This window comes from Pseudophaeobacter sp. TrK17 (genome assembly GCF_042192375.1).
In the GTDB taxonomy this organism is placed as follows: Bacteria; Pseudomonadota; Alphaproteobacteria; order Rhodobacterales; family Rhodobacteraceae; genus Pseudophaeobacter.
In genome coordinates this window covers 2135233-2149964 of the sequence record NZ_CP071700.1, presented here as the reverse complement: position 1 = coordinate 2149964, position 14732 = coordinate 2135233, and the positions used below count along the sequence as shown (strand labels likewise).

13 protein-coding genes and 2 pseudogenes are annotated in these 14732 nt (G+C 59.8%); 11 read left to right on the top strand and 4 right to left on the bottom strand.

Translation table 11 applies throughout. The annotated features are described in order from the left end of the window. Positions 1-116 precede the first annotated feature (116 nt). From fabF to cysE, 11 genes and pseudogenes are all read left to right on the top strand, one after another. Positions 117-1382, top strand: coding sequence for a beta-ketoacyl-ACP synthase II (fabF, locus tag JZI28_RS10025; RefSeq protein WP_295451428.1), 1266 nt, complete (start codon positions 117-119; stop codon positions 1380-1382). Next, complete coding sequence (mltG, locus tag JZI28_RS10020; RefSeq protein ID WP_375700039.1) at positions 1383-2537, top strand: endolytic transglycosylase MltG; 1155 nt, start codon at positions 1383-1385, stop codon at positions 2535-2537. It abuts the gene before it with no gap. A gap of 303 nt (positions 2538-2840) precedes the next feature. Then, positions 2841-3185, top strand: a complete 345-nt coding sequence (locus JZI28_RS10015) for a recombinase (protein WP_375700038.1) — start codon at positions 2841-2843, stop codon at positions 3183-3185. Then, positions 3169-4455 carry a DNA-packaging protein gene (locus tag JZI28_RS10010; protein WP_375700037.1) on the top strand — a complete coding sequence of 429 codons (1287 nt, stop codon included), beginning with the start codon at positions 3169-3171 and terminating at the stop codon, positions 4453-4455. Before JZI28_RS10015 ends, JZI28_RS10010 begins: the two co-directional genes overlap by 17 nt. Positions 4456-4674: 219 nt before the next feature. Next, positions 4675-5422 (top strand): annotated as a pseudogene (locus tag JZI28_RS10005) (phage portal protein); the annotation flags it as partial. Next, on the top strand, positions 5415-5633 hold the full coding sequence (locus tag JZI28_RS10000; RefSeq protein WP_375700036.1) for a hypothetical protein: 219 nt from the start codon (positions 5415-5417) through the stop codon (positions 5631-5633). The pseudogene JZI28_RS10005 and the gene JZI28_RS10000, both read left to right, overlap by 8 nt. A 32-nt stretch (positions 5634-5665) precedes the next feature. Next, a complete protein-coding gene (locus JZI28_RS09995) occupies positions 5666-6259 on the top strand; it encodes an HK97 family phage prohead protease (RefSeq protein ID WP_375700035.1) in 594 nt (197 codons plus the stop codon). After that, the gene (locus tag JZI28_RS09990) at positions 6256-6648 is read left to right on the top strand and encodes a hypothetical protein (RefSeq protein ID WP_375700034.1); all 393 of its coding nucleotides are present in this window, start codon (positions 6256-6258) and stop codon (positions 6646-6648) included. Before JZI28_RS09995 ends, JZI28_RS09990 begins: the two co-directional genes overlap by 4 nt. Then, positions 6537-8747, top strand: a pseudogene (locus tag JZI28_RS09985) (glycoside hydrolase TIM-barrel-like domain-containing protein); the annotation flags it as partial. The gene JZI28_RS09990 and the pseudogene JZI28_RS09985, both read left to right, overlap by 112 nt. Positions 8748-8920: 173 nt before the next feature. Continuing rightward, the gene (locus JZI28_RS09980; RefSeq protein WP_375700033.1) at positions 8921-9088 is read left to right on the top strand and encodes a hypothetical protein; all 168 of its coding nucleotides are present in this window, start codon (positions 8921-8923) and stop codon (positions 9086-9088) included. A 193-nt stretch (positions 9089-9281) separates the two neighbouring features. Beyond that, positions 9282-10106 carry a serine O-acetyltransferase gene (gene cysE / locus JZI28_RS09975; RefSeq protein ID WP_375700032.1) on the top strand — a complete coding sequence of 275 codons (825 nt, stop codon included), beginning with the start codon at positions 9282-9284 and terminating at the stop codon, positions 10104-10106. 360 nt (positions 10107-10466) lie between these two features. On the opposite strand, the gene JZI28_RS09970 is transcribed toward cysE, so the two are convergent. From JZI28_RS09970 to pdhA, 4 genes are read right to left on the bottom strand one after another with little or no spacing between them, the layout of a single operon-like run. Next, positions 10467-11780: a pyruvate dehydrogenase complex dihydrolipoamide acetyltransferase gene (locus tag JZI28_RS09970; protein ID WP_375700031.1), complete on the bottom strand. Its 1314-nt coding sequence runs from the start codon at positions 11778-11780 to the stop codon at positions 10467-10469. 12 nt (positions 11781-11792) lie between these two features. After that, positions 11793-12161: a hypothetical protein gene (locus JZI28_RS09965; RefSeq protein ID WP_375700030.1), complete on the bottom strand. Its 369-nt coding sequence runs from the start codon at positions 12159-12161 to the stop codon at positions 11793-11795. Between the two features lie 3 nt (positions 12162-12164). After that, positions 12165-13532 (bottom strand): pyruvate dehydrogenase complex E1 component subunit beta, encoded by a 1368-nt coding sequence (locus tag JZI28_RS09960; RefSeq protein ID WP_375700029.1) that lies wholly within the window; start codon positions 13530-13532, stop codon positions 12165-12167. Positions 13533-13548: 16 nt separating this feature from the next. Further along, on the bottom strand, positions 13549-14538 hold the full coding sequence (gene pdhA, locus JZI28_RS09955) for a pyruvate dehydrogenase (acetyl-transferring) E1 component subunit alpha (RefSeq protein ID WP_297341701.1): 990 nt from the start codon (positions 14536-14538) through the stop codon (positions 13549-13551). Positions 14539-14732 lie beyond the last annotated feature (194 nt).

Below are 14732 nucleotides of genomic sequence, written 5' to 3'. Positions count from 1 at the left end.
GCGAGCTTTCACCACTTTTTGGTTTCCCCTGCCAGAGGGTGCTATTGGCGCACTTGCACCCCTAGGGCAATCCAAGCTATCTGGTTGCGAATTGCCGAGGCAGAGGAGATCAAGGAATGCGTCGAGTCGTTGTAACTGGGTTGGGATTGGTGACACCATTGGCAACCGGAGTTGAAGAGACCTGGTCGAGCCTGTTGGACGGCCAATCTGGCGCCGGACCGATCACTCTGTTTGACGCAGAGGCCAGTGGTGTCGCCACCACCTATGCCTGCGAAGTCTCTCGCGGTGACGGCACAAACGGCACCTTTAATCCGGATGACTGGGTGATCAAGAAAGATCAGAAAAAGATCGATGACTTTATCCTCTATGGTATCGCTGCTGCTGAGATGGCGGTGCGCGATGCGGATTGGACACCGGAAGACACCGAAAGCCTGGAACGCACCGGCGTGATGATCGGCTCTGGCATCGGCGGGTTGAGCTCGATCGCGGATACTGCGGTGATGATCAAGGAAAAGGGGCCGCGCCGGGTCTCTCCTTTCTTTATTCCAGGCGCGCTGATCAACCTGATTTCTGGCCAGGTCTCAATTCGCTTTGGCTTCAAAGGTCCCAACCATTCGGTTGTGACGGCCTGCTCAACCGGGGCCCATGCCATTGGCGATGCGGCCCGGCTGATCAAATCTGGCGATGCCGATGTGATGATTGCAGGCGGCGCCGAAGCCGCCATTTGCGAAATTGGCATTGCTGGCTTTAACGCCTGTAAGGCCTTGTCGACCAAACGGGCAGATGACCCCAAATCGGCGTCGCGCCCCTATGACGCCGATCGTGACGGATTTGTCATGGGCGAAGGCGCCGGTGTTGTGGTGCTGGAAGACTACGACCATGCCGTGGCCCGTGGCGCCAAAATCTATGCCGAAGTCCTGGGCTATGGCCTGTCGGGCGATGCCTACCATATCACTGCCCCCTCCGAAACCGGCGAGGGCGGCGAGCGCTCCATGCGCGCGGCGTTGAAAAATGCCGGGCTTGAGCCCAAAGACGTTGATTATATCAACGCCCACGGCACCTCGACCATGGCCGACACGATTGAACTGGGCGCGGTTGAGCGGATGCTGGGGGATCACGCGGGCAATGTCACCATGTCCTCGACCAAATCCTCCACCGGCCACCTTTTGGGCGCGGCTGGCGCAATTGAGGCGATCTTCTCGATCCTGGCGATTCGCGATCAGGTTGCACCGCCCACCATCAATCTGGACAATCAGGCGGTTGAAACCCCAATTGATCTGGCACCAAATGCCAAGCGCGCGCGCAAGATTGACGTGGCCCTGTCCAATTCCTTTGGCTTTGGCGGAACCAATGCCTCGGTTGTCTTTGGGAAGCCTAAATAAATGTGGCGCAGCCTGGCTTCGAATATGCTGACCGTTCTGGTGGTGCTGCTGTTCCTTTTGGGCGGTGTCATCCTCTGGGGTAAGTCGCAATACACCGCGCAAGGGCCGCTGGAGACAGCGATCTGTCTGCAGGTGCGCCCTGGGTCAAACATGACCCGGGTCAGCGCCGAGCTGGAACAGCAGGGGGCGGTAAGCTCCGGCATGTTGTTCCGGGTCAGCGCCAAATACACCGAGAAGTCGAACCAGCTCAAAGCTGGTAGCTTTCTTGTCCGTCCGGGGACCTCGATGGAGCGTATTCTCGATCAGATCACCATTGGCGGCGCCAGCACCTGCGGCACTGAAGTGGTGTACCGTGTTGGCGTGACCCGCCTGCGGGCCGAGGTGCGTGAACTGGACCCGGCCTCCGGGAAATTTGTCGAACGGGCTGATTTTGAGCTCGGCGCGGACGATGTTCCGGCAATCTTTACCGAGTTGAAATCTGCCACAGATACCCGTTTCCGGGTTGCCTTGGCCGAGGGTGTGACCAGTTGGCAGGTGGTGAATGCCCTGCAAAACATCGACATTCTTAGTGGTGATCCAGGCGAGCGTCCCGCAGAAGGCATGTTGGCACCTGACAGCTATGAAATTGTCAAAGGGCAGCCCCGCGACGAGATCCTGGCACAGATGCAGGACCGCCAGGAACTGCTGATCGCGGCCGCCTGGGAAAACCGCAGCGAGGATGCGGCGGTTGAAACCCCTGAGGAAATGCTGATCCTTGCCTCGATCATCGAAAAAGAAACCGGCATCGCAGAAGAGCGTGGCCAGGTGGCCAGCGTCTTTACCAATCGGTTGAATCGGGGCATGCGCCTGCAAACGGATCCCACCGTGATCTATGGCGTCACCAAGGGTGAAGGCGTGCTGGGCCGGGGCTTGCGTCAAAGCGAGCTGCGCAAGGTAACGCCTTGGAATACTTACGTCATTGAAGGGTTGCCCCCAACACCCATCGCCAACCCTGGCCGCGCGAGCCTGTTGGCGGCGGTGAACCCGACCGAGACGGATTTCCTGTTCTTTGTGGCGGATGGTTCTGGTGGCCATGCCTTTGCTGAGACGCTGCAACAGCACAATCGCAACGTTGTGAAATGGCGCGAGATCGAAGCGCAGCGTAACAATAACTGATTGACCACCGCGCCAAGATCTTAATGATCTTTGACCCCGTCCTCATCACCTGATTGGGGGCGGGTTTGCTTTGCTCAGGGGCAGTGATCCGCGTCAGTTTGTTAATGTTTCCTTTTATTCTCGGACGCTTGGCAACCCAGGCACATTTGACTTTTGCCCAGGGCTTCGCCTAATTTGTCGCGCAGCTGGTAAAAGATCGAAGATCACTTTCTTGCCCGTCGCGCCAGGTGCTTGGCGCCAGCGTTTGATCCTCTCAGTCTTTAGTAGTGTCGGGGGCCCTTTGGATGAAAGGCCCAGGCCCAGATGTCACAGACAGAGCAACCCCCCAAAACTCAAACCACGCAGGATCTGTTTCAGTCGCTTCAGCGTTCGATCCTGCGCCTGCGTCAGGAGGCCGAAGACCTCCAGGAGCGGCTTGCCTCTTCCGAGGAGGAGGCATTGAACGCCGCGCTTCCCCGGATCGCAAAACTTGAGGGGCTTATCAGAGATTGCCAGAAAGTGGAGAAGACCCTTGTCGAGCAAAACCCCCAAGAGACCTGTGATCAACAGGGGCTTGATCTTGCCGCAGCCCGGGCTGAAATCAGCTGCCGCCTGGATCGCCTGCGCCACGCCCATGGTGCAGGAAACCCTGATGCAGGAGATGAGTGACAATGCTACCCGCTGCTTGCCCTATCTGTTTGAAGTCTGGGCCCATCCGCACCAGCTGGCGCCCACGGGAGACTGGCGGAGCTGGGTTATCTTGGGGGGGCGCGGCGCAGGCAAGACCCGCGCCGGGGCGGAATGGATCCGCAACCAGGTCGAAGGTGCCACCCCCCTGGCCCCCGGTCGCGCCCGCCGCTTGGCGCTGATTGGCGAAACCTACGATCAGGTCCGGGATGTGATGATCCAAGGAGACAGTGGCATCCTGGCCTGCACGCCGCCGGATCGCAGGCCCCAGTGGAAATCAGGGGAACGCAAGCTGATCTGGGCCAATGGGGCCATGGCCCAGGCGTTTTCTGCCCATGACCCCGAAGCGCTGCGGGGGCCGCAGTTTGATACCGCCTGGGCGGATGAACTGGCCAAATGGCGCCGCGCGCGCGAGGCCTGGGACATGTTGCAGTTTTCCTTGCGACTGGGAGAGGACCCACGGGTTTGTGTCACCACAACACCGCGCAACGTGGCGGTGCTGCGTCAACTGCTGCAAACGCCCTCTACGGTGCAAAGCCACGCCGCAACAGAGGCCAACCGCGCCAATCTTGCCGGCTCTTTCCTGAGCGAAGTGCGCGCCCGCTATGCAGGCTCGCGTCTGGGGCGGCAGGAACTGGACGGTGTGTTGCTGAGTGATGTCGAGGGGGCCATCTGGCGGGCGGCTCAGCTGGCTGAGCTACAGGTGGCTGCGGCGCCGGTGCTGGACCGCATCGTGGTGGCGGTGGATCCGGCTGTGAGCTCGGGCAAGGCGTCGGATGCCTGCGGGATCATCGTCGCCGGCGCCTGCCTGCAGGGACCGGTGCAAAACTGGCAGGCCTATGTTCTGGCGGACCGGACGGTTCAGGGGGTGGGGCCGCTGACCTGGGCCAAAGCGGTGATTGCCGCCCATCAGGAGTTCGGCGCTGATCGGGTGGTGGCAGAGGTCAACCAGGGCGGGGCGCTGGTTGAAAACCTGCTGCGGCAGATTGATCCGCTGATCGGCTTTCAGGCGGTTCATGCCAGCCGCGGCAAGGTGGTGCGCGCCGAGCCCGTCGCTGCCCTCTATGAACAACGGCGGGTGCACCATCTGCCAGGGCTGGCCGAACTGGAAGAGCAGATGTGCCAAATGGCTGCGCAGGGGTTTCAGGGGCAGGGCTCCCCCGACCGGGTCGATGCGCTGGTCTGGGCCATTCATCAGCTGATTTTGGATCCCGCCAGCCAAAAGCGACTGCCACGCGCCCGAATGGTCTGACGCTCAAACGGGGGATGCAACACCTCACCATCTGTATTTGTGTAGTGAATACTAGGTGTTAGGCCCTTTGTTTCCTCTGTGGGGAACGGTTGCCTTGGGGAATGTTCAGGTCAACAGGTCATATCTTTTCTCCAGCAAAGGGCACGATGCCCGGATGATGGATCAAAGGAGCCGCCCATGAGGTTTGACCTACCCTCGCGCAAGAAACAGTCCAGCGAGCCCCAGGCCTATGACTATACTGTGGGGGGGGCGCAAACACCGCTTTGCCTGCGAAGACGGGCGCGCTGCGGTGCTGCATCTGAAAAACTTCCACCCGCAGGATGATCACTACGGGCTGGCACCGCTGCAGGCGGCAGCGCTGTCGTTGGATGTGCATTCGGCAGCTTCGCACTGGTCAAAGGGGCTGTTGGACAATGCAGCTCGCCCGTCAGGCGCGCTGGTTTGGGCCGGGACCGATGGCCAGGGCAGCCTGTCAGACGACCAGTTTCGCCGCCTCAGTGAAGAGGTGGAGGCCAATTTTCAGGGTGCGCGCAATGCCGGGCGACCCATGGTGCTGGAGGGCGGGTTGGACTGGAAACCCATGGGGTTTTCGCCCTCGGATATGGAGTTTCAAAAGACCAAAGAGGCTGCCGCGCGGGAGATTGCCCTGGCCTTTGGGGTGCCGCCGATGCTGTTGGGCCTGCCAGGAGACACGGCCTATTCCAATTACCAAGAGGCAAACCGGGCCTTTTACCGCCTGACAGTGGTGCCTCTGGTGACCCGGATCGCGGCGGGGCTGTCGGAGTGGATCTCTGGCTATGGCAACGAAATCATCGAGTTGAAGCCGGATCTTGATCAGGTTTCAGCTCTGTCAGAAGAGCGCGAGCGACAATGGCAGCGGGTTTCGGCTGCTGATTTCCTCAGCCAGACCGAGAAGCGCAAATTGCTTGGCCTGCCGCCATTGCCCGAGGGTGAGTTGGATGGCTGAGTATCCAATGCCGCCATTTGACTGTGCGCCGGGGCTGAGGTTGTCGGCACATGAAAAGGTCATCGAGATTCAATTGCAGGCAGTTGAACGGCAACAACAGCAGCTGGAGCAACTGTTGGAGCGGCTGGAGCGGCGCCTCTGGCTGACACTCTATGGCGTGGCCGCTGTGATACTGACACGGGTCTTTCAGTCTTTTTTGGCGATGAATTGACGTGGTTTCAATCTGTTATGTGAGGTTCTTCAATGGGTATTGAAGCAGGGTTTGAACATAAGTTTTCTCGCTTTGGGGAGATGCTGACGGTTCAGGATGACAGTGTGATCCAGGGCTATGCCAGCCTGTTTGGCGAGGCCGATCAGGGCGGAGACCGGGTCGCACCGGGGGCCTATGGGGCCTCGTTGCAGCGCCTCCATGCCTCAGGCTGTCGGGTAAAGATGTTGTGGCAGCACGATCCAGCCCAGCCGATTGGGGTCAGGGAGGCGCTGCGCGAAGACAATCGCGGGCTGTGGGTCAAGGGCCGCCTGCTGACGGAAATCGCACGCGGGGCCGAAGCCGCAGCCCTGATTGCCGCAGGCGCCATTGAAGGCCTGTCGATTGGCTACCGCACCAAGCGCGCGCGCAGGGGCGAGGATGGCGGACGCGTGCTGACCGAGGTTGAGCTTTGGGAGGTCTCTTTGGTGACCTTTCCGATGCTGCCAACCGCGCGGGTGATGGGGCAGAAATCCGACGCCGAAGAGCGCAAGCTGCGGCAACTGGCGGCTGATCTGCGCCGCGCCAGCCGCGATCTGAGCCGTATGACCCTTTCCCCAACCTTGAACAGAACAGGACAAAAGAAATGACGAAAAGGGATACCCCGGACTTGGCCAATCAGGCAGTTCCTTTGACCCAGGAAGTCACCCAGGCGATGTCAGGGTTTCTGCGAGAGTTCAAAGGGTTTCAGGACGTTGTGAAAGTGAAACTCAAACAGACGGAAGAGCGAATGACCATGCTGGATCGAAAGACAAACCGGGCTGTGCGCCCGCATCTTGCAGCCGCAAGCACAGAGCAAGCCCCCCACCAGAAAGCCTTTTGCGGCTATATCCGCACCGGCGACGATAGCGCGCTTCGCGGCCTTATGAAGGCTATGACTGGTATTACCACTCATCCGAGGCGGCTGCGGCGCAGATCCGCACGCCGATCACCGATGGCGCCCATGATGAGCCCTGGATCTGGCGTTACAAAGATCTGAAAAACTGGTGGAGCAACCAGCATTTTGAGCGCATAGACGGGATCCGCCAAGCACTGCCCACTGCCTGGCAGCCGCAGAAAAAACCGATCTGGTTCACCGAGCTTGGCTGTGCCGCCATTGATAAGGGGACCAATCAGCCCAATAAATTCCTCGATCCCAAAAGCTCGGAATCGCAGCTGCCGAACTATTCCAATGGCCAGCGCGATGATCTGATTCAGCTGCAATACCTGCGGGCGGTGCTGGGCTATTCGCAGCAGGATGAAAACAACCCAGAGTCCAGCGAATATGAGGGGCGGATGCTGGATATGAGCAACGCCTATGTCTGGGCCTGGGATGCGCGTCCCTTTCCTGCTTTTCCAAATCTCGATAGTGCCTGGAGTGATGGGGCGAATTACCTGCGCGGCCATTGGCTCAACGGGCGGGCAGGGCGGCGCAGCCTGGCCTCGGTGGTGCGCGAGATTTGCTGGGCGGCGGGACAAAGGCAGATTGATGTCACCCAGTTGCATGGGATCGTGCACGGCTACGGGGTGAGCCAAGTGGCCGAGGCGCGGGCCGCGCTGCAACCGCTGAGCCTGCGCTATGGGTTTGATACAATCGAACGCAACGGGGTGCTGCAGTTCCGCCTGCGTCAGGGGGACAGCGCCTTTATGCTACCTGCGCAAAGCCTGGTTGATGATGACGAACTGGACGGCCCTGTTGAGCTGACCCGCGAGGCCGAGGCCGAACTGGCGGGCCGGGTGCGTCTGCGGTTTATCGAATGGGGCGCGGGCTATGATATTGCTGCCGTAGAGGCGAGCCTGCCGGATGAGGAAACCCATGCGGTGAACACCAGCGAGCTGGCCCTGGTCCTGACGCAAAGCGAGGCGCGTCAGGTGGTGGAACGCTGGTTGGCCGAGGCGCGGGTGTCCCGTGACACCGCCCGCTTTGTCCTGCCGCCCTCCTTGCTGCACCTTGGGGTGGGCGATGTCATTGCACTGCCAGACACCGCGCCGCTTTCGCCCCCGGCAGAACCGGAGACGGGCACAGAGCCGGTGCCGCGTTATCGTCTTGACCGGATGGAGCTGGGCACCGCGCAGAGCGTCGATGCGGTGCGGATCGACCCGGAGATTTATCTGCCGCCGGATATTCCGGAAACGCTGCCCACCGGTCAGGAATTTGAGCCGCCGCTGCCGGTCTTGCCGCTGTTTATGGATCTGCCCCTGCTTACCGGCGAGGAAACACCCCATGCGCCACATCTGGCGCTGACAGCCGCGCCCTGGCCCGGAACCGTTGCGGTTTATAGTTCGGGGAGCGATTCGGACTATGCATTGGAGCAGATCATTGCGGCGCGCAGCACAATTGGCCTGACGCAAACAGATCTGGCGGCGGCAGCATCGGGGCGCTGGGATCTCGGCCCCGATTTGCAGGTGAAGCTGATCTCTAGCGCCTTGCAAAGCCGGGCGGCGCTTGCGGTGCTGAATGGGGCCAATGCGGTGGCTATCGGCGATGGCAGCACTAACAACTGGGAGATCTTCCAGTTCCGCGAGGCCGAATTGGTTGGCGACAATACCTATATGCTGCGCGGCCGATTGCGGGGGCAATTGGGCAGCGACGGCTTGATGCCGCTGCTCTGGCCTGAGGGGTCTTACGTGGTGCTGCTGGACGGCAGTTTCTCACAGCTGGAGCTGTCTTTGGCCCAACGCCGCATGGCGCGCCATTACCGGATTGGACCGGCACGGCGGGGCTATGACGATCCGAGCTATATCCACCAGGTTGAAGCTTTTGATGGCAATGGGTTACGCCCCTATGCTCCGGTACATCTGCGGCTCAGTGGCGGGCTTGGCAGTGACATTTCTGTCCGCTGGATCCGCCGCAGCCGAGTGGAAGGCGACAGTTGGGATCTGGCGGAAATCCCCCTGGGGGAGGCGCGGGAAGCCTACAGAATCCGCATCCTGCGGGGCACCACCCTGCTGCGCGAACAGGAGGTGAGCGCCCCGATCTGGACCTATTCCTTTAGTGACCAAAGCACAGATGCGGCCCTGCCGGGGGATATCATCGAGGTGGCCCAGCTGTCAGACCGCTACGGAGCAGGCTTTGCAGCCAGGATGCCAATTGCGTGACAGTGCCGCGCGACCGCTTGGCAGCAAATAGTGGCAGGTCCCCCAGTCGCCTCCGGCCTGTGTTACCACAAGATCTCAGCAGTCTTGCGCGGGCTTTGTTGTTGGTGCCTGCTCCGCAGCGATCAAATTTTTGTCAGCACCTGTTTGATCTGGCAGAGCAGGCAGCAGGCCATGTGGCGCGCACAGGTCAGCTGCATCCCCAGTGGGGCAATGGCACGTTGGATGCGGCAGCACGGCAGTGTTGCGGCCCGCTTGGCGCTGAGCCGTTTTGGGATGATCTGAACTATATCAACTGCTTGCGCATAGCTCTTGCGGAACTGGAGCACCGCCTGGCCCGGTGAGTGAGGCGCAAAAAACCGGAAGCGATCCGGCGGCAAAATCCACACCAGTTAGATCCTCTGGCGAGGGTCCGGGGCAATAGGCCTGGGGCAGAGACCTGACTCATTCTATTTAGAAATCTTCTCCATCAAGGGTTTGCGCTTGGGTTTTTCTCCCCTAAATGCAAACCTAAGGGCAAGAAGAGGACGCCATGCCATGATCAAGACGCGCACAGCCGTTTCGCCCCTGGACCCGGTCTGGGAACAAATCACCACCGAGGCTCAGGAGGCCGTTGCCAAACAGCCGCTTATGGGCGGATTGATCCACGCCTGTATCCTGCACCACCCAACGCTGGAGAAGGCGCTGTCGTACCGGATTGCTGCAAAGCTCTGCTCGAATGAGATGTCGATGGTGATCCTGCGTGAAATCGTCGATACCGCCTATGCGTCTGACCCTGACCTGATTGCCGCTGCCCGTGCCGATCTGATGGCGGTTTATGACCGCGATCCCGCCTGCCACCGGCTGTTGCAGCCGATCCTGTATTTCAAAGGCTATCAGGCGGTGCAGGCTTATCGCGTGGCCAACTGGTTGTGGCGGCAGGGGGATTTTGACCTCGCCTTCTTTTTCCAGATGCGGATCTCCGAAATCTTTGGCGTTGATATTCATCCAGGGGCCAAAATTGGCCGGGGCATCATGATTGATCACGCGCATTCCATCGTCATCGGGGAAACCGCTGTGGTGGGAAACAACGTGTCCATGCTGCATTCGGTGACCCTGGGTGGCACCGGCAAGGAAGAAGAAGACCGTCACCCCAAGATCGAAGACGGGGTGTTGATCGGTGCCGGGGCCAAAGTGCTGGGCAATATCCGTATTGGTCATTGCAGCCGTATAGCGGCGGGATCGGTCGTTTTGTCCGAGGTTCCCCCCTGCAAGACCGTCGCTGGCGTGCCGGCCAAAATCGTTGGTGAGGCTGGCTGCGACCAGCCTTCGATCAGCATGGATCAGGTGGTGCCAAACGGTTCTGATAGAGGACGCCAGTAGGCGCACTGCACAGACTGATAACCAGCTGATTGAGCAAGAGAAAAGGGGCATATTCTGCCCCTTTTTGATTCAGGCTGCGTATTCTGTAGGGCTGGCTGTCAAACGGCTGGTGGAGCATGGGCGGTCGCCGAGGCCAAGCTTGCGGTGGAACCAGTCGCGCCAATAAATCTATCCGTCCCGGTGAAACCAACAGGGCCGGTGAAACCAACAGGGCCTGTGAAACCAACAAGGCCTGCGAAACAGAAATCCCCTGCCGCAGGGATAATCTGCGGCAGGGGCGTCGAGGCAATATTCGCCTCGGATTTTACTGTCAGCCCCGGTTGGGAGACGGCCCGTTTTCGAGCAGACCGGTTTGCAGAGTTACGCCAACATGACCATGGGGTTTTCCAGGTTCTCGACAATGGCCTGCAACAGCTGCGCGCCCAGGGCGCCGTCAATGACCCGGTGATCCACGGACATGGTGACAGACATCACAGTGGCCACTTTCAGCTCGCCGTCGGCGCCAACAACCGGCTTTTTGCTGCCCGCGCCAACCGCAAGAATGCCGGCATGGGGGGGATTGACGATGGCGTCAAAATTATCGATGCCAAACATGCCCAAGTTGGAGATGGCAAAGCTGCCGCCCTGATATTCATGCGGGGCCAGTTTGCGATCCCGGGCGCGGGCGGCCAGGTCTTTCATCTCTGCCGAGAGCGCCGAGAGGGATTTGAGCTCGCTGTCCTGCAGCACCGGCGTGAACAAGCCGCCCTCGATGGCAACCGCAACGGCCACATCCGAGGCTTTCATTTTCAGCACACGATCTCCGGCCCAGACGGCATTGGCATCAGGAACCGTTTGTAGCGCCAGCGCGACGGCTTTGATGATGAAATCATTCACCGAGAGTTTGACGCCCCGGCCTTCGAGCTGTTTGTTCAGCTGGGCGCGGAACTTGAGCAGCGCATCCAACTGGATGTCGCGGCGCAGGTAGAAATGCGGCACCGTCTGTTTTGCTTCGGTGAGGCGGGCTGCGATGGTTTTGCGCATGCCGTCGAGTTTGACCTCTTCAAAGCTGCGGGTTTCATACATCTTGGCGACCATATCCGCCGAGGGGCCAGCGGGGGCGGCGGCTGCCGGGGCAGAGGCTGGCGCTGCTGGTTTGGCCTCGGCTTTGGGTGTGGCACTGGCGTTTTCCACGTCGGCCTTGACGATGCGGCCACGTGGGCCGGAGCCGCTGAGCGAACTGAGGTCGAGCCCTTTGTCGGCGGCAATGCGACGGGCCAGGGGCGAGGCAAAAATGCGCGCGCCATCCGCAGCGGTGGGGGCTGCGGGCGCCGGTGTGGCGGCAGCAGCGGGCGTGTCGGAGCCTCCGCTGGAGGCCGCCTCCGTGCCCGCGTCAGCGGCTGGTGCCGCCTCCGGGGTTGCTGCCGATGCTGTGATATCACCGGCGCTTTCGCCCTCTTCCAGCAGTACCGCGATGGGGGTGTTGACCTTGACCCCTTCGGAGCCTTCGGCGATCAGGATCTTGCCGACAGTGCCTTCGTCCACGGCTTCAAATTCCATGGTGGCCTTGTCGGTTTCGATCTCGGCAATCAGGTCGCCAGACTGGACGGTATCGCCTTCCTTGACCAGCCATTTGGCCAGGGTGCCTTCCTCCATGGTGGGGGAAAGGGCGGGCATCAGAATTTCAGTGGGCATCTTGTGGTTCCCCTAGCTCGCCATGTCAAAAGACATGGAGTCTATGTCAAAAGTCCCATAGGCGCCGAAGGGCAGTTCGTGCTCTTTCAGGGACATCGGAAAAAGTTTGTGGTGCGCGGTTGCACTCGAAAACGGTGGGTGGTCACCGGTCTCATTCTCGCAGAGGTCTTCACCGGGTATCCGCCCGCTGTTGGAGCCGCAGATATTCTCGGCTCTGGTCAGGACCATGACCTCTTTGAACTGAGTATTGAGGCCATCCCGCTTCCCGGCTGTCCAATACTGAACAAGGCGCTTGTCTCCCTGGATGCAGTTGCGTTCCAAAAGAACCAAACTGCCGTGTTCAGTCGCAGAGCTTAGGGGGAAGGTGATGGCCTCAAACATGACTTACCGATAGGTTACTTGCTTCACGGCGGCCACAACCTCGTCGGTGGTGATCAGCGCATGGCGTTCCAGGTTGGCGGCATAGGGCATGGGCACGTCCTTGCCGGTGCAGGTAATGACCGGGGCATCCAGATAATCAAAGGCCTGCTGCATCACCTCAGAGGCGATATAGCTGCCAACAGAGCCCTGCGGCCAGCCTTCCTCGACGGTGACCAGGCGGTTGGTCTTCATCACCGATTTGATCACTGTGGGCAGATCCATCGGGCGCAGGGTGCGCAGGTCGATGACTTCGGTAGAGATGCCCTCTTCGGCCAACTTTTCTGCCGCTTCAAGGGCGTATTGCATGCCGATACCAAAGGAGACGATGGTGGCGTCAGAGCCTTCGCGCCAGATCCGCGCCTTGCCAAAGGGAACTGTGAAATCATCCATCTTGGGCACGTCAAAGGACCGACCATAGAGGATCTCATTTTCCAGGAATATCACCGGGTTGGGATCGCGGATCGCGGATTTCAGCAGGCCTTTGGCGTCAGAGGCCGAATAGGGCATGACAACCTTGAGACCAGGCACCTGCATATACCAGGCGGCATAGTCCTGGCTGTGCTGGGCGCCAACACGGGCGGCAGCGCCATTGGGGCCACGGAACACCATAGGTGCCCCCATTTGACCGCCAGACATATAAAGCGTCTTGGCCGCCGAGTTGATGATTTGGTCAATCGCCTGCATGGCGAAATTGAAGGTCATGAACTCAACAATGGGGTTCAAGCCGCCAAAGGCCGCGCCAGTGGCGATCCCGGCAAAGCCGTGTTCGGTGATCGGGGTGTCGATGACCCGCTTGGGGCCAAATTCGTCCAGCAAGCCCTGGCTGATCTTGTAGGCGCCCTCGTATTCGGCGACCTCTTCGCCCATCAAAAAGACGTTTTCATTGCCACGCATCTCTTCGGCCATAGCGTCGCGCAGGGCTTCACGGACCGTGGTTTTAACCACCTCGGTGCCTTCCGGCCAGTCGGGGCTGTCATCCACGTCAGGCGCCTCTGGAGCCGCGGCAGCAGCGACGGGGGCTGCGGGCGCCGCAGGTGCCCCGGCCGTCGGCGCTTCCTTGCTCGCCGCAGGTGCTGCGTCCAGGCTCTCGCCTTCTTCGACCAGGACCGCAATTGGCGTATTCACCTTCACGCCCTCAGAGCCTTCAGAGATCAGGATCTTGCCGATGATACCTTCATCAACAGCCTCAAACTCCATAGTTGCCTTATCGGTTTCGATCTCAGCCATTACATCGCCAGATTTGACGGTATCGCCTTCCTTGACCAGCCATTTGGCCAGGGTGCCCTCTTCCATAGTGGGCGACAGGGCGGGCATCAGAATTTCAGTTGCCATATCTTTTCTCTTCCCCTCAAGCGTAGATGTCGGTCCAGAGCTCTTCGAGCGCTGGTTCCGGGCTGGTACGGGCAAATTCGGCGGATTGGTTCACCACCTCTTTGATCTCTTTGTCGATCGCTTTCAAATCCTCTTCGGTGGCATGTTTGCCAGTCAAGAGAAGATCGCGGACCTGTTCGATGGGATCGCGCTCGCTGCGCATCTTTTGCACCTCTTCGCGGGTGCGGTACTTGGCCGGGTCCGACATCGAATGGCCCCGGTAGCGGTAGGTTTTGACCTCTAGAATATAAGGCCCCTTACCAGAGCGACAGTGGGCTGTGGCCCGTTCGCTGGCATCCTTGACCGCCAGAACATCCATGCCGTCAACGGCTTCACCGGGGATGCCAAAGGCCTCACCGCGGGTGTAGATGTCGGGGGTCGAGGTCGAGCGCGCCTGCGCCGTGCCCATGGCGTATTGGTTGTTCTCGATGACAAAAACCACCGGCAGATCCCAGATGGCGGCCATATTGAAGGTCTCATAGACCTGGCCCTGGTTGGCCGCACCATCGCCAAAATAGGTAAAGGTAACCCGGCCATTGTCTTTGTATTTATCGGCAAAAGCCAGACCGGCCCCCAGTGGCACCTGGGCGCCAACAATACCGTGGCCGCCGTAGAAATGCTTCTCTTTCGAGAACATATGCATGGACCCGCCCTTGCCTTTGGACAGACCACCTTCGCGCCCGGTCAGCTCGGCCATAACGCCATTTGGATCCATGCCACAGGCCAGCATGTGACCGTGATCGCGATAAGAGGTGATGCGCTTGTCGCCCTCTTGTGCGGCGGCCTCCAGGCCGACAACAACGGCTTCCTGACCGATATAAAGGTGACAGAACCCGCCAATAAGGCCCATGCCATAGAGCTGACCGGCCTTTTCTTCGAATCGACGGATCAACAACATGTCGCGGTAATATTGGGTCAGTTCCTCGGCAGAAACATTTGTTTTCTTTGTGCTTTTCCTAGCTGCCATCGGTGCGGGCTCCCCCTTGAGGCTAGATAGTTTAGTGTTAAACTATTTAATAGTTGAATTTGGCGTGGCTGGCGAGACTTATTCTGACCTCAGGTCATTTCACCGCAGTACAGGCCCAGAAGCGGGCAAAACTGGCGCGCTGGATGACCTGCTGCCGCAGAGCATTTATTCTATGGTTGCATGATGATCAGCCC